We start from the raw sequence: 18159 nt of genomic DNA on the forward strand, positions 1-18159 counted from the left end.
CCCGTGTTATTGGTTGAGCATTGATGTGGCGTAACTGTCGACAATGCCCAGCAAATGGCGCTTGTCGTCGCATACGAGCACCGAGTGGATCTTGTGGCGGTGCATGATGCGTTCTATCTCAGATATCTTGGTGTTTGTGGAAACGATCTTTGGGTTGCGTGTCATGATGTCGGCAACGGTGCGGTCGAAGAACTCAGCCTGCCAGCGCTCCATGGCGCGTCGGATGTCGCCGTCGGTGATCAGCCCGATGACACAGCCCTTCTCGTCGAGCGACACACCCATGCCGAGCTTGCCTTTCGACACGTGGATGATGGCCTGTCCCAAGTGCATGTCCTGAGGAACGATCGGCAGATCGTCGGTGCGCATTACGTCCTCGGCCGTGGTAAGCAAACGCTTGCCCAGTTCGCCGCCCGGATGGAATTGTGCGAAGTCGCGTGGACGGAAGTCGCGCACCTGCATCAGCGCAATTGCCAAGGCGTCGCCCATGGCCAAGGCGGCAGTGGTCGACGATGTGGGGGCCAGGTTGAGCGGGCACGCCTCGTGGTCGACAAACACCTTGATGTGGACCGTTGAGTATTTGGCCAATAGCGAGTCGGGATTGCGGCTCATGCCGATGATGGGCACGTGCATGTGCAGCAGGATGGGTACAAAGCGCAGCAACTCGTCGGTCTGGCCAGAGTTGCTGAGCGCCAGCACCACGTCGTCGGGGGTCATCACGCCAAGGTCGCCGTGGTAGGCGTCGAGGGGGTTGATGAAGAAGGCGGGCGTTCCTGTCGACGACATGGTGGCCGCAATCTTCTGGCCGATGTTTCCGCTCTTACCTACACCCGTGACGATGACCTTGCCGCGGCAGTGGTAGATGAGGTCGACGGCGCGTGTGAAGTTGTCGTCGAGTTGAGGTATGAGGTCGAGCACTGCTTGCGCCTCATCGCGTAAGCATCGTTCGGCGTATTTGAGCGAAAACGAAATGTTGGCGGCTGGCATGGAAGAATTTTGCATGATGGTGGTAGTATAGATTGGTTTTGTTTCCCACGGAGAAGGCTGTGGGCCTGCCACGTGGGTGGGGGTGTATAATATTAGGTGAATAGGCTGCGCTTTGGTGCTATGCGAGAAGCTCGCGCACCAAATCTTCGAGCTTGCTTAGCTCAAGCATGTTGGCGGCGTCGGACAGGCCCTGGTCGGGGGTGGGGTGCACCTCGAAGAAGTAGCCCGTGGCGCCAAACGCCTTGGCGGCCTTGGCCATGGCCGGAACGAATTTGCGATCGCCCACGGTCTTGCCGTCGCCTGCCGATGGGCGCTGCACGCTATGAGTGCAATCCATGATGACCTGCGGCACAATCTCCTTCATGTCGGGTATGTTGCGGAAGTCGACCACCAGATTGTTGTAGCCAAAACTGTTGCCTCGCTCGGTGAGCCACACCTCGCTGGCGCCGCTGTCCTTGGCTTTCTCCACAGGATAGCGCATGTCGCGTCCAGAGAGGAATTGGGCCTTCTTGATGTTGACCACCTTGCCTGTCTTGGCGGCGGCCACCAGCAGGTCGGTCTGTCGGCACAGGAAAGCGGGGATCTGCAGCACGTCGCACACCTCTCCGGCGGGCTGGGCCTGCCAAGCCTCATGTATGTCGGTGGTGATGCGCAAACCGTACTTGCTCTTTACGTCGGCAAGCATTTGCAGGCCCTTGTCGATGCCAGGGCCGCGGAATGAGTGGATTGATGTGCGGTTGGCCTTGTCGAACGAGGCCTTGAAGATGATATCGGTGCCAAGATGGGCGTTGATGTCAGTCAGTTTGGCGGCTACGGTGTCGAGCAGCTCGGCCGACTCGATGACGCAGGGGCCTGCTATGAATGTTGGTTGCATGTGGTTTCTCCTATTTATTAGATATGCAAAGTTATATAAAAGACCTTGTAAATACGAATGTTTAACAGGATTTTAACCGTTTGGCGTAAAAAGTGGTGTTTTTTTTTGGATGATAAAGGTTTATTCTATACTTTTGCATCTATAATACCTGAAATGAAGGGTCATTTTTGTTGGAAAGAGACTAAGTAAAAGAGAGTTATAGTTTATATTAATCTAAATTTTCAAGTTATGAAAAAGTTATTTATGACTTTGGTAGCCGCTGTCATCGCAGTGAGCGCCAGTGCACAGGTTTACATTGGTGGTAACGCTGGTATTGCCAGCACCAAGATTGGTGACCAGGACAGCAAGACCACTTACAAGGTTCTCCCTGAGATTGGTTATAAGATCAATCAGGACTGGGCAATCGGTACCGTTATCGGTTGGGGCAAGGGTGATCCTGTGACCATCGAGGATGCTGACAAGTGCGTTGGTACTTTCGAGGTGGCTCCCTACGTTCGCTATACTGCCGTTCGCACGAAGATGGTTGACTTCTTCATCGACGGTGGCTTCTCATACAAGCACTACAACGACCGGGCCAACGAGTGGACCGTTGGTTTGAAGCCGGGTGTGGCCCTGAACCTGAACAAGACGGTGAGCATCGTTGCTCATGCAGGTTTCGTTGGCTACAAGACCATCAAGGCTACTTACGACGGTGCTAAGAGCAGCAACGCTTGGGGTGTGGACCTCGACGGCAACAACCTTTCACTGGGTGTGCTCCTGAACTTCTAACAGTGAGTTTTATCTGCCTTCCGCTGCATGTCGGTGGATGGCGATACGCATAATACTGATGTAGGCTTCTGCGCTCCTGGATGGAGCAAGTGGGAGCCTGCATTTTTTCATTATGTATGGGCTGGTTTGATGAGCCATTAGAAGTTTTGCGATAGCCTTTCTGATCTTTCGCCATGTCCTTTTTTTGATGTCGGAAATGGATTATCCTGAGGACAACGACTGGGGGACGGAGCGACAGTACGAATTGACACCATGTTGCTGAGAATGGCTAAAAGTCTGAGTGGCCGCTATTATAACAGTGAGAAAGAAACCTGCTTCGATACGGCAGAGGAGTTTTTTGCCGCCCAAATAGCCTGGGGCTACCTGGCGTTATGGCTCGGTAGTGAGTAAGGCGACTTCCCTGTGATTGGATTGTGATTATGGGTGTTGCGAAGCAAGTTGTGGATTTAGGTTTAATGCGAGAAAGGTTCCGAAGATATCATTGATGTTGATTTGGATGACATTGTTGTGGATATAGGTTTAATGCGAGAAAGGCTCTAAGCGCAAAGGGATACAAAAAGTGATGGGGGTTCTTGCCGATTGGCAGAATCCCCATCACTCGTCATTTGTGTTTTATCAATCCTTTGTGTCGTTTCGCAGTTGCTCCTCAGCCTCTTCCAACGAGTCGGCGTGTTGGATGGGTGAGGTGGGTGAGGGCGGAACGAGGTGGGCCGTATCGGAAACGATGTGGATGTCGCGCTGTGGGAACGGAATCTCAATGTTGTGGTCGTTGAAGGCGTTGTACACGGCTTCCATAATTTCGCCCTCGGCGTCGCTCTGCTTGCGTGAGTCGACCCAAGCCAAGATCTTGAAGTCGACCGAGTTGTCGCCAAAGCCGGCGAGTGTTACCTTGATATACTTGATGTAGCCTGGCTTGTTGAGGGGTGTTACTACCTCGTTTACGATCTGCTTCACCTGGGGAACGCTGGTTCCGTAAGCCACGCCGATGGGAATGATTGATAGCACGTTGCCGTGGTTGCGAGTCAGGTTTTTGTAGTTCTTGGCGAAGAGCTGCGAATTTTGGAAAGCGATAACCGAACCGTCGAGCGCCTCAACGGTGGTGGAGGTGTAGGAGATTGCTTTCACCGTTCCCTTTGTTCCCTCGATGGCGATGTAGTCGCCCACCTTGATGCGGCCGGCCATGAGCGATATGCCGTAGTAGAGGTTCTCCAGGATGTCTTTCATGGCGAAACCGATACCCGTTGACAAACCTGCTGAGATGGCCACGATCCATGAATTGTCGATGTTGAAGATAATCATCGTGATGAGCAACCATGTGCCCCAAATGAGCACCTGGATGAGGTTGCGCCAAATGGCGATGCGGCTCGTTACCGCTTGCGTGCTGGCCTTGCGTTTCTCCTCTTTGGCCTTGCGCGTCTCACGGTTCATGAGGTGGTAGTAAAGCACGTGAATCGATACGCGATTGACGTAGGAGGCTATAAAGAAGAGTGTGGTTGCCTGCACTGCCCTCATGATGCTGAAAGTGAACTTGGTGGTGTCGATGAGGCGACGGTTAAACAATTCCCACGATGTGTCGCTAAGATTGAACACGTCGGCAGCCCAATAGATGCTGATGAGGACAGAAAAGGTAGCCATAATGGGCGCCACAGCCGTGTAGACGAAGCGGAAGAACCATGTGCGGCTCACCGGCGTGTTATCGTCGAAGAAGCGGCGGTTGGGATGACTGCCATAGCGTTTGAGAATGTTGGAGAAACAGTTGATGGTCAGTATGCACGTGAGCTGCATGGTCCACCATATCAGCATCTCCACGGCGAGCAGTGTGTAACCGATGAGCGAGGCTACGTCGCTGGCCAGGAACACAAGAAACGACACCCAAGCATAGAACACATCCGACGAGGGGAGAACAGCCTTGTTCCGTTTGAGCGCTATCCATTGCCATACGGTGCTGCCAAGCAACACGAAAGGTAAGATGATGCTCGTCAGGATGTTTGGAATGAGCACCACGCGGAACGTGATGACGAGGAAGCAGATGGCCATGATGGGCACGTAGATGCGAAGGCCATGCTTGATCTGCTTGCCGTCGAGGCGTATGAGCAGCGACAGCAGGATGACACCCATGAGCCATGCGTATTCGACAAGCAGGCCCGATGCCATGATAAGGAAGTTTTGTGAGATGGAGATGCGTACCACGCCCAGTGTGGCGGCAAAGATGATGACCGTGGCGGCCAGGATGATGCACATGCGTTTCGCCTTGAAGTTTTCCTTGGCCTCGTTGCCACTTGTATCACCAAAGAGCCAGCGCAGCACGAAGTCGGCCTTGTTGTGCCTAACAAGGCGGGTCACCACAAAGCCAATGACCAAGTAGCCTATTGACGCGGCAAGGATGCCGTAGAAGGCGATGATGGCCAGTAGCATGAGTATGATGCGACTGTCCCAGTCCGACTTGAATTTCTTGGTGGGTTTGTATTTCTCGATGACCGTTTCGGTGGTTTCCTTCACTGCACCGTTTAGGTTCTCGATGACCGTAAGGACGTTTTCGCCGCTGTTGGTGAAGATGCTGCTTTGTATCTCCTGATAGCGCTTGTTGGCGTAGTCGTTGAGATTCTTGAGTCGCTGTTCAGTCAGGTTGTAAATGTTGATATACATTTGGTTTTGTGAGCGGTTCTCGTTGAGCGTGCGACGGATGTAGACAGCCAATGTGAGGCACACGTTGCGGTCGATCTTGGCTCTTTCAGAAAGACTGGCCACATACATGTTGCTGAGGTCGGAGATGAGGCTGTCGAAGCGTGCAATCTCCACATTGGCATTCTCCACGTACGATCGGAAGGGCCCCACGGTGTTCTTGAACGTCTTGTATTGTTCGGTAGCCTCATGGCATGCGTACGACAGGTCGAACACGTAGCCGTTCTTCTGCGAATAAAGCATGATGGCATTCTGCTGGCTTTTGTTCATTGTGGCCAGCAGTTGGTTCATTACCTGTTGACTCTGCTCCTTTCGCGCACCCGTCTCGCTTTCGAGCTTTTGGCGGTATTCGGTCAGTTCGATGCGTAGCATGGCCAGCGTGCCGGCCAAGTTGCGTTCCTTGAGCACAGCCTTGCTTGGTAGCACGGCCAACAGGAGCAACAGGGTGATGATGAACGATCTTGTCTTCATGTAAATGGTCTATTTTCTTGCAAAGGTATAAAAATAATTTCACTTACCATTCTGCCTGTACCCACAAAATGATGTGGTTGTTTTCTGTTTCTTGTTATGTCGCAAGAAACAGTGGAACTTGGCGTTTGGCGGGGCGGCTGAAAGGCTTTTCGTGTTGGCCTTCCTATCTGAATAGCAGTGTGACAAGGGGTATGGTGGCAATAGAGGCCACGGTGGTGACAAACGTGATCTCGGTCATTAGCGATGGCTCGCGGCCATACTTCATGCAGAACATTGTGCCAAACGACGCCACTGGCATGGCGATGACCACCGTGTTGATGTTGTTGACAATGTCGCTGACACCGCAAAAACGGAAGAGGGCGTAGATCGATAACGGCACTACCAGCAGTCTGACGGCTGACGACACGTAGACCTTCGGGCTGCCTACAATCTGGCGCAACGGCAGCCGCGCCATTGATGAACCGATGACCATGAGAGCCGCAGGTACGGTGATGGCGCCCACCATGGTGATGGGGCGGCCCACTACATCTGGGGTTCGCACGCCCAACGCCACGAGTAGCGCGGCAAGAAAGGCGGCAATCATTGCTGGCGAGAAAAGCACCTTGGGGTTGAGTTGCTTGATGCTGTATTCGCCCTTGACAAGCATCACGCCCGCGGTGAAAATGAAAAACGTGTTGGGCATGTTGAGCAGGGCGGCGTAGAACACGGCCTCTGGGCCGAAGATGGATGAAACAATGGGATAACCGATGAACCCCACGTTGGCAAACATGAGTGCGAAGCCGATCATGCCCTGCTCGTCGTGATTCTTGCTGATGAGGCGCGGTACCCAGAAACCGAAGATGAGCAATACAAAATAGGTGAGGAAACCTACGCCCAGCAGGGGGAGAATGAGTGTGCGGTCGGGCATGCGGTCGCCCATGACGGATGAGAGTATCAAGGCGGGGCAGGTGACGTCGATGACAATGGCCGATAGTTTCTGGTCGAACTTGTCGCCCATGTAGCTCAGTTTGCACAGAGTGTAACCTAATAATACGATGATGAAGAGAACCACCATCACTTCTATGTTTTCTATCATGTTCTTTTGTTTAGTAGGGGCAGTCTTGTCGGGAAGTGATGCTCGCTGTCGGGATTGCAAAAGTACGTAGATTCGTCGAAAACACCAAATGTTTGAGATTGATTTGTGCTAAGTGTTCATACGTTCGTGATATGGCGTCTTTTGTGTCAGGAAAGGGGGCTTTTGCGTGTATTTCGTTCTTAATGCCTGTATTTGCCTTGGTTTGGTAACGATACGTCGGTTATTGATGACGAATCTTTGCTTGCCCAACTTTGCAGTCTTGAAAAAACATCTTCCTTCAATCCGATATTTTTCGTTAAAAGATGATAATGTTACCGAAAGATTTATTACCTTTGCGGTCGCTTAAGCGTATCTAAACAGATTATCTAAAATAACGTTATATTTTTATGAATTTCACTTTGTTGATTACCGTTGTATTGACGGCATTAACCTTGGTGGCCGGCGCATTCGTCGTAGCCAAGCTTATTGGTCCGCGCTCTTACAATCCGGTAAAAGGTGAGCCCTTCGAGTGCGGTATTCCCACCCGAGGTAGCAGTTGGATGCCCATGAACGTGGGTTACTATCTGTTCGCTATCCTTTTCCTGATGTTCGACATCGAGACCGTTCTGCTCTATCCGTGGGCGGTGGCTGTCAAGCAGTATGTTGCGGCAGGAGTGGGACCCTATGCTCTCGTGAGCATCGGATTCTTCCTGCTTGTTTTGGTATTTGGTCTGGCTTATGCCTGGAGGAAAGGAGCACTCGAATGGAAGTAAGAAAACCACACATCAAGAGCATTCCTTACGACGAGTTTAAGGATAATGAGACCCTGGAGGACATCGCCAGAGAACTGAACGATGGTGGTGTCAATGTGGTGCTTGGCAGTTTGGACCAAGTTATCAACTGGGGACGCAGCAACTCCCTTTGGTCACTGACTTTCGGTACGTCGTGCTGCGGTATTGAGTTTATGGCTGTGGGTTGCGCCCGTTACGATTTCTCGCGCTTCGGTTTCGAGGTGACGCGTAACTCTGCACGTCAGGCCGACCTGATCATGTGCGCCGGTACTATCACTAATAAGATGGCTCCTGTCTTCAAGCGTCTTTATGACGAAATGGCCGAGCCAAAATATGTGGTGGCCGTGGGTGGTTGTACCATCTCGGGCGGCCCGTTCAAGAAGAGCTATAGCGTGGTGCGCGGCATCGACGAGATTGTGCCCGTCGATGTCTATGTGCCGGGTTGCCCTCCCCGTCCCGAGGCCATTCTCTATGGTATGATGCAGTTGCAGCGTAAGGTGAAGGTGGAGAAGTTCTTCGGTGGAGCCAACCACAAGATGACCCACGAGGAGAAGGAAACCAGCATGAGCCTTGGCGGATTGCATGGCATCTCTAACGAGAACCTCTCTGGTGCCAAGATCGGTAACAAGGAGCCTATCATCGTGAAGAAATCGCCCAACAAGGAAACCGTTGAGGCGCTCGGCAAGGAGCTCGACGCTCTGGCTGCCGAGGGTGAGCAGTATAAGGTTAACAAATAAATAAGGTGTAAGAAATGAAACTGAGTAATATAGAATTCGGCTTTGACAACTTCCTCGCAGAAATGAAGAAGTTGAAGACAGAGAAGCATTTCGACTACCTTGTGACGATTGTGGGTGAGGACTTTGGACCCGAGGAGGGGCTGGGCTGCATCTACATCCTTGAGAACACACAGACCCATGAGCGCATCAGTGTGAAGCAGTTGGCTAAGCAGCTGGGCGATGAGTATGTGATACCTTCGATCTATCATGTTTGGGCTTCGTCCGACTTGCTGGAACGTGAGGTTTACGACTTCCTCGGCATTAAGTTCCTCGGTCATCCCGATATGCGCCGCCTCTTTATGCGTAACGACTTTGAGGGTTGGCCTCTCCGTAAGGACTTTGACATGAGTCCCGAGAAGAACCAATTCCCTATGACCGATGAGCCCGAGAGCGACTGGACTTCAGAGTGGAACCTCACCAAGGATGGCGAGTTGGTGGAAACCAAGCACCGCCTGTTCGACGATGACGACTTCGTTATCAACTTTGGCCCTAACCACCCGTCTACTCACGGTGTGCTGCGTTTGCAGACTGTGGTCGATGGTGAGACCATCAAGCATATCTATCCCCATCTCGGTTACATCCACCGTGGTATGGAGAAGATGATGGAGAGCATGACTTATCCTCAGACCTTGGCTTTCACCGATCGTCTCAATTACCTCTGCGCCATGCACCATCGCCATGCGTTGGTGTCTGTCATAGAGGAGGCTATGGGCGTGGAACTGTCAGAACGCATCCAGTACATCCGTACCATTATGGATGAGTTGCAGCGTATCGACAACCACTTGCTCTTCCTCGGAACCTGCGCACAGGACCTCTCGGCTCTTACCGCATTCCTTTATTGCATGCGCGACCGTGAGCATCTGCTCAACGTTATGGAGGAGACCACGGGTGGCCGTCTGATTCAGAACTATTACCGCATTGGCGGTTTGCAGGACGATATCGATCCCAACTTCGTGCAAAACACCAAGGCATTCTGTAATTACATGCGCCCCATGGTGCAGGAATACCTCGATGTCTTTGGTGATAACGTCATCACCCACAAGCGTTTGGAGGGTGTGGGCTACATGAATCTTGAGGATTGCGTCAACTACGGCGTTACAGGTCCAGCAGGTCGTGCCGCTGGATGGCATAACGATGTTCGTAAGAATCATCCGTATGCCGTCTACGATAAGGTCGATTGGAAGGAAATCACTGGCACTGGAGCCGACTCTATGGAGCGTTATATGATCCATATCAAGGAGATTTACCAGAGCCTCGATATCATCATGCAGTTGATCGACAACATCCCCGAGGGTGAGTTCTACATCAAGCAGAAACCTATCATTAAGGTTCCTGAGGGACAGTGGTACACCAGCGTTGAGGGTGGAGCCGGTGAGTTTGGTGTCTATCTCGACAGCCGTGGCGACAAGAGCCCGTACCGTTTGAAGATGCGTCCTATGGGTCTCACCTTCGCAGGTGCGTTCGATAAGATGTTGCGCGGACAGAAAGTGGCCGACCTCATCGCTACAGGTGCCTCGATCGACTTCGTGATCCCCGATCTCGACCGCTAATAATATAATAAGGTAATATAGTAAAAACAAAACATTCGCATCAATGTTTGACTTCCAAATAGTTACAACATGGTTTGACAACCTTCTCCGACAGACCCTTGGCCTCGGTGATTTTTGGTCAATCCTTATCGAATGTGTCATGGTGGGCCTGATCATTCTGACCATCTACGCCCTCATTGCCATGTTCATGATATTCTTTGAGCGTAAGGTCTGCGCCTGGTTCCAGTGTCGCCTTGGCCCTATGCGTGTGGGTCCCTGGGGCGTCTTCCAGGTGTTGGCCGACGTGCTGAAGATGCTCATCAAGGAGATCTTCGGTGTCGACCGTTCCGACAAGTTCCTCTATGCGCTCGCTCCCTGCTTGACCATCGTGGCCAGTGTGGGTACGTTCTCGTTCCTTCCTTGGAACAAGGGTGCGCAGGTTCTCGACTTCAACGTAGGTGTGTTCATGATTACCGCCATCAGTTCTATTGGTGTGCTGGGTGTCATCCTCTCTGGTTGGGGCTCAAATAACAAGTACTCTGTGGTGAGTGCTATGCGTGGTGCCGTACAGATGATCTCTTATGAGATGTCGCTCGGTCTTTGCATGGTGATTGCAGTTGTGCTTTGTGGCACAATGCAGCTTAGTGGTATCGTTGAGGCGCAGACTGGCCCTTGGAAGTGGCTCATCATTCAGGGTCATATTCCTGCCATCGTGGCTTTCTGCATCTTCCTTATCGCTGGTAACGCTGAGGCCAACCGTGGCCCGTTCGACTTGGCTGAGGCCGAGAGTGAGCTGACTGCTGGTTACCATACTGAGTATAGCGGTATGGGCTTTGGTTACTTCTATCTGGCTGAGTATTTGAACCTTGTGGTTATCTCTGGTTTGGCAGCAGCCATCTTCCTCGGCGGTTGGGCTCCGCTCAACATCGGTGTTGACGGCTTCGACGCGGTGATGAACTACATCCCTGGCTTTGTCTGGTTCATTGGTAAGACGCTTGCAGTGATCTGGGTTTTGATGTGGGTTCGTTGGACCTTCCCCCGTCTTCGCATCGACCATATCCTGATACTCGAGTGGAAATACCTCATGCCGCTCACGCTCATCACGCTCGTTGTTATGACGGCTTGTGTGTCCCTCGGCCTGACGTTTTAATTCATGGATCATTAACGTAAACAATAATTAAATCATCAAATATGTCTGAATCATATTTTGGCGGTATTAAGGATGCTGTCAAGACTTTGGCTACCGGCCTGAAGGTGACCATGAAGGAATACTTCACGCCTAAGTCAACAGAGCAGTATCCTGAGAACCGAAAGACCACGTTGCACGTGAGTCCTCGCCACCGCGGACGTCTTGTTTTCAGCCGCGTTGAGAGCCTCGATGACCCGCAGGCCGTAAAACGCGGTCTGAAGGTTGGCGACTACAAGTGCACAGCTTGCACGCTGTGTGAGAAAGCATGTCCCAACGGCACCATTAAGATTGTGTCGCACATGGAGACGGACGAAGAGACAGGGCGCAAGGCAAAGGTGCTCGACGATTACATCTATGATCTTGGCGACTGCATGTTCTGCGAGCTCTGCGTCAATGCATGTAACTTCGGTGCCATTCATTTCACCAACGATTTTGAGAATGCGGTCTTCGACCGTTCCAAACTGGTGTTGCACCTCGACAAGGAGGTCTATGAGGGTGGTTCGTTGCCCAATCTCATTGATGGCGGCGCTCCTCTGACAATTGGAGAGTTTAACACTAAAACCAAATAACCGACTATGGCAAGTTTAGCGCATATCATTATTTTCACCATCTTAGCCGTAGTCATCCTTGGCTCAGCTATCCTGTCGGTGATGAGCAAGAGCATCATGCGATCAGTTACATTCTTGCTGTTCGTGCTCTTCGCTATCGCAGGCATCTATTTCATGTTGGGGTACACCTACCTTGGCGCAGCTCAGATTTCTGTGTACGCCGGTGGTATCACCGTACTTTATGTGTTTGCCATTCAGCTCGTCAGCAAGCGTTCTCTGCAAGGTCTTACCGAGCGCATCAAGCTGTCGCGTGTACTTCAGGGCGCCCTTCTCTCATTGGCCGGACTGGTCACTGTGGGTGTGGTGTTGCTGAAGAACCAGTTCATCGTGAAAGCTGTGGCAGGTTCCATCGAGGAGTATGACATGAGCCAGGTGGCGCAGGCCATCGTTGGTTCTGATAAGTATCAGTATGTTCTGCCGTTCGAGTTCATCTCAGTGTTCCTGCTGGCTTGTATCATCGGTGGTGTCTTAATTGCAAGAAAGGAGGACAAGAAATGATTCCTGTAGAGTTTTATTTGGTGCTTAGCACCCTGTTGTTCTTTATCGGTGTCTTTGGCTTTGTCACCCGTCGCAACCTTGTGGCTATGCTGATCTCCGTCGAGTTGATTCTCAACTCTGTGGACTTGAACTTTGCGGTGTTCAACCGCCTGCTCTTCCCCGGTCAGCTTGAAGGCATGTTCTTCACGTTGTTCTCCATCGGAGTGGCAGCTGCCGAGACAGCCGTGGCTTTGGCCATCATCATTAACGTTTACCGTAACTATCGCAGTGACCAGGTGAACAGTATTGAAAACATGAAATTCTAATATCGCACAATGGAATACAGTTATTCATTTTTAATACTTCTTCTCCCCTTCTTGAGCTTCCTGGTCTTGGGATTGCTCGGTATGAAGATGAAGAAGCCCGTCGCTGGACTCATCGGCACGGCAGTACTGGGTGTGCTGTGGTGCATGAGCCTTTATACGGCTTATAACTATTTCTTCGCTGAGGGACGTGGCGCCGACGGTTTGTTCCCCACGGTGACGGTGTTCAACTTCACTTGGATGAAGTTCACTGAGCTGTTGACCTTCAACATCGGCTTCCGCCTGACACCTATCAGCGTGATGATGCTCATCGTCATTACGACTGTTTCCTTCATGGTTCACATCTATTCGTTTGGCTACATGGCCGAGCGTGACGAGAACTATAAGAAGGAGGAGTATGAGCCTGGTTTCCAGCGTTTCTATGCTTACTTGAGCTTGTTCACCATGTCTATGTTGGGCTTGGTGGTGGCCACTAACATCTTCCAGATGTATCTGTTCTGGGAGCTCGTGGGTGTTTGCTCATACCTGCTCATTGGTTTTTACTATCCCAAGCATGCTGCTGTGCACGCATCCAAGAAGGCATTCATCGTTACGCGTTTCGCCGACTTGTTCTTCCTCATTGGTATCCTGTTCTACAGCTACTATGTTGGAACGTTCAACTATGACCTGACGGCCGATCCTTCTTTGGTGATGAAGTTGCCTGGAGCCGCTTACTTCCTGCCGATGTCGCTCTTCCTGATGTTCATCGGTGGTGCAGGTAAGTCAGCTATGTTCCCCTTGCACATTTGGTTGCCCGATGCCATGGAGGGTCCGACCCCTGTGTCTGCTCTTATCCACGCCGCTACGATGGTTGTGGCAGGTGTCTATCAGGTAGCTGCTTTGATGCCTATTTGGGTGGCTTACGCTCCCAACACCTTGCATTACATCGCTTACATCGCAGCCTTCACCGCTTTCTACGCAGCCGCAGTTGCTTGCTGCCAGAGCGATATTAAGCGTGGCTTGGCTTTCTCAACCATCTCTCAGATTGCTTACATGCTTACTGCCCTGGGTGTGGTGACTGCCATGGAAGGTGAGGGTAGCGTTGGTTACATGGCTTCCCTGTTCCACCTGTTCACCCACGCCATGTTCAAGGCTTTGTTGTTCCTCTGCTCAGGTGCCATTATTGTCATCATCGGCTCCAACTTCAAGGAGTACATGGGAGGATTGCATAAGTACATGCCTATCACCAACATCTGCTTCCTCATTGGTACGATTGCCATCAGTGGATTCTGGCCTTTGGCAGGTTTCTTCTCAAAGGATGAGATTGTAGACGCTTGCTTCCACTTCTCACCGTATCTTGGTTATTTCATGACATTGGTTAGTGGTATGACCGCTTTCTATATGTTCCGTCTTTACTATGTCATCTTCTGGGGTGACAGTTACTACGAGCAGGATCCCGACCACCGTCGCAAGCCCGCCGAGGTTCCCTTCATCATGTGGGGTCCGTTGGTGTTCTTGTCAGTGATCAGCATCTTCGCAGGTTGGATTCCTTTCGGCCACTTTGTGTCATTGGATGGTCACGTTGAGGAGATTGCTTTGCAGCACTTCCATTTCGGAACCACAGCTTGGATGTCTTTGGCTGTTGCAACGATTGGCTTCGCTCTCGCTACTTACATGTACGCACCGAAGCATAATCCGCTGCCCAACAAGTTGGCTACCGCCATGCCTAAGTTGCACAAGGCCGCTCTCAATCGTTTCTACATTGACGATGCTTGGCAGTTCTTCACACACAAGATTGTCTTTGGTTGCTTCTCTATCCCCATTGCATGGTTCGACCGCCACGTTATCGATGGCATGTTCAACTTCTCAGCTTGGGCAACACAAGAGGGTGGTCAGGCCATCCGTCCGTGGCAGAGTGGAGATGTGCGCCAGTATGCCGTTTGGTTCCTCACGGGTTCAGTGGCTCTGACACTTATCCTGCTGTGCATTTAACTAACATCCCAACACCAAACAACTAAAAGAAAATGACATTTTTAACATTATTCGTCGTTATACCCGTCGTGATGTTGCTGGCCTTGTGGCTTGCTCGCAACGACAGTCAGGTTCGTGGCGTGATGGTGGTTGGCTCCACGGCATTGCTTGCTCTTGCCATCTACCTTGTCTTAGCGTTTGTCAATGCGCGTGAGACAATGCCTGCCGAACAATATCCCTTCCTTTTCGGCACGGCAATCCCTTGGTTTGAACCGCTCAACATCTATTATAGAACCGGTGTTGATGGCATCTCTGTGGTTATGTTGCTGCTGAGTTCCATCATCGTCTTCACAGGTACGTTCGCCAGTTGGCAGCAGCACCCCATGCAGAAGGAGTATTTCCTTTGGTTCACCTTACTGTCTGTCGGTGTGTATGGTTTCTTCATCTCTGTCGACTTGTTCACCATGTTCATGTTCTACGAGGTGGCGCTGATTCCTATGTATCTGCTGATTGGCGTCTGGGGTACAGGTCCTAAGGAGTATTCAGCCATGAAGCTGACCCTGATGTTGATGGGTGGTTCAGCCCTTCTGATCATCGGTATCCTTGGTATCTATTTCTTCAATGGTCAGTTTAGCGGTCAGTACACCATGAGTGTTGTTGAGATAGCTCAGCTCCACGCCATTCCCGCCTTCATCCAGAAGATTTTCTTCCCGTTCATCTTCATCGGTTTTGGTATCCTCGGAGCTCTGTTCCCCTTCCACACATGGTCTCCCGATGGTCACGCTTCAGCGCCTACGGCTGTGTCAATGCTGCACGCTGGTGTGCTGATGAAGCTTGGAGGTTATGGTTGCTTCCGTGTGGCTATGTACCTTCTTCCAGAGGCTGCTCAGCAGTTGTCTTGGGTCTTCTTGATCCTCACCACTATCTCTGTGGTCTATGGTGCCCTGTCGGCTTGTGTTCAGACCGACCTGAAATACATCAACGCCTACTCATCTGTGTCACACTGTGGTATGGTGCTCTTCGCCCTGGTCATGATGACTCAGACCGCTTGCACCGGTGCCATTCTTCAGATGCTCTCTCACGGTTTGATGACCGCCCTCTTCTTCGCCGTCATTGGTATGATTTATCACCGTGCTGGTACGCGTGATGTTCGCAAGTTGGGTGGTTTGATGAAGGTTATGCCTTTCCTCGCTGTGGGTTATGTGATTGCCGGTTTGGCCAACCTCGGTCTTCCTGGCTTCTCAGGATTCGTAGCTGAGATGAACATCTTCGTTGGAGCTTTTGAGGTGAACGACACGTTCCACCGCGCTTGCACCATCATTGCTTGTACATCTATCGTCATCACGGCTGTTTACATCCTTCGTGTTGTAGGTAAGATCTGCTACCAAAAGGTTGCCGATGAGTCGTTCTTCAAGTTGACCGATGCCACTTGGGATGAGCGCGTTGCCGTTGGTGGACTGATTCTCTGCGTCGCCGGACTTGGTTTGGCTCCTCTGTGGGCTCAGAACATCATCAACGATGCTGTGGCCCCGATGATTCATCACATCATGGGAACTGGTGCTGTTGCAGGTATGTAATGTATCAATTTTAAATTTGGATATAACAATGATGAATATAGATTATAGTCAGTTCTTAAACATGATCCCCGAGGTGACCTTGATGGCCGCTTTGATGATTGTGTTCATTACAGACCTGTTTACCGCAAAGAAACCCGGCGAAGCACGCAACCGCAACTGGTTCAATCCTCTTGTGTGCGTACTGATGCTGGCCCATATCTTCATTAACATCTGGCCCACTGAGGCTTCCACAGCTTTTGGTGGCATGTATATGACCAATGGCAGCGTGGGTGTCATTAAGACCATCCTCGCCTTCAGTGTGCTCATTGTCTTTGTGCAGTCGCGCGAGTGGTTACAGCGTGAGGACACCAACTTCAAGGAGGGTGAGTTCTATGAGTTGGTTCTCGCTACCCTGTTGGGTATGAATATGATGGTTTCTGCCAATCATTTCCTGCTCTTCTTCCTGGGTCTTGAAATGGCTTCTGTTCCTATGGCTTGCTTGGTTGCGTTCGATAAGTATCGTCACAACTCAGCCGAGGCCGGTGCTAAGTTTATTCTTACCGCCACTTTCTCAAGCGGCGTTATGCTCTATGGCATCAGCTTCTTGTATGCAGCCACTGGCACACTCTACTTCGATGACGTGATGGCTAACATCTCAGCCACTCCTCTTTGCATCCTTGGCATGGTGTTCTTCTTCAGCGGCTTGGGCTTCAAGATTTCCTTGGTTCCCTTCCATTTCTGGACAGCCGACACTTACCAGGGTGCTCCTACCACAGTGACAGGTTATCTCAGCGTTACCTCTAAGGGTGCTGCGGCCTTTGCACTTTGCGCCATTCTGATGAAGGTTTTCGCCCCCATCGTGGAGTATTGGCAGATCATGTTGATGGTTGTCATCGTGTTGTCAATCACCATCGGTAACCTGTTCGCCATCCACCAGAAGGATCTGAAGCGCTTCATGGCCTTCAGTTCTATCTCTCAGGCCGGCTATATCATGCTTGCTGTGGTTGGCAATTCAGCCATGAGCGTCACAGCCCTGTCCTACTACGTGCTCATCTACGTGGTGGCCAACCTCGCTGTGTTCTCTATCATCGCAGCTGTTGAGGAGAATAACGGTGGTGTTGTTAACATGAACGCTTACAATGGCTTCTATAAGACCAATCCCCGTTTGGCCTTCCTTCTGACGTTGGCTCTGTTCTCATTGGGTGGAATTCCTCCGTTCGCAGGCATGTTCTCTAAGTTCTTCGTGTTCATGGCTGCGGCCAATGGCGCACAGGTAACCACGGCTATTGGTGCCACCATCTATGCAGTGGTGTTCATCGCCTTGGTGAATACGGTGATCTCACTGTATTACTATCTGCTCATCGTGAAGGCCATGTTCATCAGCGATAACGAGAATCCATTGCCCACCTTCAAGAGCTCTTACAGCACGAAGATGGCTTTGGCTATCTGCACACTTGGCGTTGTTGCCTTCGGAGTGTGCAGCATCGTTTACAACTGGATTCACGCTGCCTCTGTGATGTAATTCAGGCGTTAGGCACTCTTGGCCAGCCTTGACGGTTTCATTCCGTATATAGGTTGACACTATAAATAGAACAAGCCACTTTGGAGAATTCTTCAAAGTGGCTTGTTGCATGTTAGCCTTTTGGCCATTCGCAACGGCGGAACCATAGGTTGCATAATGGCTTTTCGATGATGAGCGGGTGATGGTAAGTGGTAAGGAGGGTTGCTATATGCACCAAGCCGCTCCGGGCTTTGAGGCGGTAGCGGCTTGGTGCGCTTTTTGAAGGGAGGGGGGTGGCGACAAATATGTCGCCAAAAATGGCTTTCGCGAGACTACTTTTCTTTGCGGTTCGATTATTGCTGTTCTTTATAACCCTTTTCTATGCGGTTCGCTTTATGTAAGGGCTTTCATGAGCCCTCTTTTTGGGTTCTTCCGTTAAATGCGTAGATGAGATATGGAATGGTTGAAAGAGTGAAAGAATCGTAGCGATAGAGCAACGCGCCATGCTGTAAGGGCAAAAGCATAGAATAGAAGGCTGTTGCCTTTACTGGGCGTATGTAAAACCCAATGGCCTCCCTGGGCGATGCGCTGGGCTATGGGCTTTTGTCCCTTCGGGGCGCATATCC

The 18159-nt window shown here is 51.2% G+C and carries 16 protein-coding genes; 12 read left to right on the top strand and 4 right to left on the bottom strand.

Going from position 1 to position 18159, the window contains the following annotated elements; translation table 11 throughout:
• Positions 1-6: 6 nt before the first annotated feature.
• A complete protein-coding gene (locus tag KM934_RS00990) occupies positions 7-984 on the bottom strand; it encodes a KpsF/GutQ family sugar-phosphate isomerase (protein ID WP_215758799.1) in 978 nt (325 codons plus the stop codon).
• A gap of 118 nt (positions 985-1102) precedes the next feature.
• The gene (gene kdsA, locus KM934_RS00995) at positions 1103-1858 is read right to left on the bottom strand and encodes a 3-deoxy-8-phosphooctulonate synthase (protein ID WP_215758740.1); all 756 of its coding nucleotides are present in this window, start codon (positions 1856-1858) and stop codon (positions 1103-1105) included.
• 228 nt (positions 1859-2086) lie between these two features.
• On the opposite strand from kdsA, the gene KM934_RS01000 reads away from it, so the two are divergent.
• Together KM934_RS01000 and KM934_RS13240 are read left to right on the top strand one after the other, a co-directional pair.
• Positions 2087-2626: an outer membrane beta-barrel protein gene (locus KM934_RS01000; protein WP_215758741.1), complete on the top strand. Its 540-nt coding sequence runs from the start codon at positions 2087-2089 to the stop codon at positions 2624-2626.
• 264 nt (positions 2627-2890) lie between these two features.
• Positions 2891-3016, top strand: a complete 126-nt coding sequence (locus tag KM934_RS13240; RefSeq protein WP_262898216.1) for a hypothetical protein — start codon at positions 2891-2893, stop codon at positions 3014-3016.
• A gap of 225 nt (positions 3017-3241) precedes the next feature.
• Here KM934_RS13240 and KM934_RS01005 read toward each other — a convergent pair whose 3' ends face one another.
• Positions 3242-5779 carry a mechanosensitive ion channel family protein gene (locus tag KM934_RS01005; RefSeq protein ID WP_215758742.1) on the bottom strand — a complete coding sequence of 846 codons (2538 nt, stop codon included), beginning with the start codon at positions 5777-5779 and terminating at the stop codon, positions 3242-3244.
• Positions 5780-5942: 163 nt separating this feature from the next.
• Positions 5943-6854: an AEC family transporter gene (locus KM934_RS01010; RefSeq protein WP_252344834.1), complete on the bottom strand. Its 912-nt coding sequence runs from the start codon at positions 6852-6854 to the stop codon at positions 5943-5945.
• A gap of 386 nt (positions 6855-7240) precedes the next feature.
• Here KM934_RS01010 and KM934_RS01015 point away from each other — a divergent pair, with 386 nt between their 5' ends.
• The 10 genes from KM934_RS01015 to KM934_RS01060 are packed head-to-tail and all read left to right on the top strand — an operon-like array spanning position 7241 to position 17554.
• Positions 7241-7606, top strand: coding sequence for an NADH-quinone oxidoreductase subunit A (locus tag KM934_RS01015; RefSeq protein WP_215758743.1), 366 nt, complete (start codon positions 7241-7243; stop codon positions 7604-7606).
• A complete protein-coding gene (locus KM934_RS01020) occupies positions 7597-8361 on the top strand; it encodes an NADH-quinone oxidoreductase subunit B (RefSeq protein ID WP_215758744.1) in 765 nt (254 codons plus the stop codon). Before KM934_RS01015 ends, KM934_RS01020 begins: the two co-directional genes overlap by 10 nt.
• Positions 8362-8375: 14 nt before the next feature.
• On the top strand, positions 8376-9950 hold the full coding sequence (locus tag KM934_RS01025) for an NADH-quinone oxidoreductase subunit D-related protein (protein WP_215758745.1): 1575 nt from the start codon (positions 8376-8378) through the stop codon (positions 9948-9950).
• 43 nt (positions 9951-9993) lie between these two features.
• Positions 9994-11079, top strand: a complete 1086-nt coding sequence (nuoH, locus tag KM934_RS01030) for an NADH-quinone oxidoreductase subunit NuoH (RefSeq protein ID WP_215758746.1) — start codon at positions 9994-9996, stop codon at positions 11077-11079.
• 41 nt (positions 11080-11120) lie between these two features.
• Positions 11121-11687, top strand: a complete 567-nt coding sequence (locus tag KM934_RS01035) for a 4Fe-4S dicluster domain-containing protein (RefSeq protein WP_215758747.1) — start codon at positions 11121-11123, stop codon at positions 11685-11687.
• A gap of 6 nt (positions 11688-11693) precedes the next feature.
• Entirely contained in the window at positions 11694-12224 is a 531-nt protein-coding gene (locus KM934_RS01040; RefSeq protein WP_215758748.1) for an NADH-quinone oxidoreductase subunit J family protein, read from the top strand.
• Positions 12221-12529 (top strand): NADH-quinone oxidoreductase subunit NuoK, encoded by a 309-nt coding sequence (gene nuoK, locus KM934_RS01045; RefSeq protein WP_215758749.1) that lies wholly within the window; start codon positions 12221-12223, stop codon positions 12527-12529. Before KM934_RS01040 ends, nuoK begins: the two co-directional genes overlap by 4 nt.
• A 9-nt stretch (positions 12530-12538) precedes the next feature.
• Complete coding sequence (nuoL, locus tag KM934_RS01050; protein ID WP_215758750.1) at positions 12539-14497, top strand: NADH-quinone oxidoreductase subunit L; 1959 nt, start codon at positions 12539-12541, stop codon at positions 14495-14497.
• A gap of 32 nt (positions 14498-14529) precedes the next feature.
• A complete protein-coding gene (locus tag KM934_RS01055) occupies positions 14530-16053 on the top strand; it encodes a complex I subunit 4 family protein (RefSeq protein ID WP_215758751.1) in 1524 nt (507 codons plus the stop codon).
• A gap of 31 nt (positions 16054-16084) precedes the next feature.
• Positions 16085-17554, top strand: coding sequence for an NADH-quinone oxidoreductase subunit N (locus tag KM934_RS01060; protein ID WP_215758801.1), 1470 nt, complete (start codon positions 16085-16087; stop codon positions 17552-17554).
• Positions 17555-18159: the final 605 nt, after the last annotated feature.

The organism is Hallella faecis, from assembly GCF_018789675.1.
GTDB lineage: Bacteria > Bacteroidota > Bacteroidia > Bacteroidales > Bacteroidaceae > Prevotella > Prevotella faecis.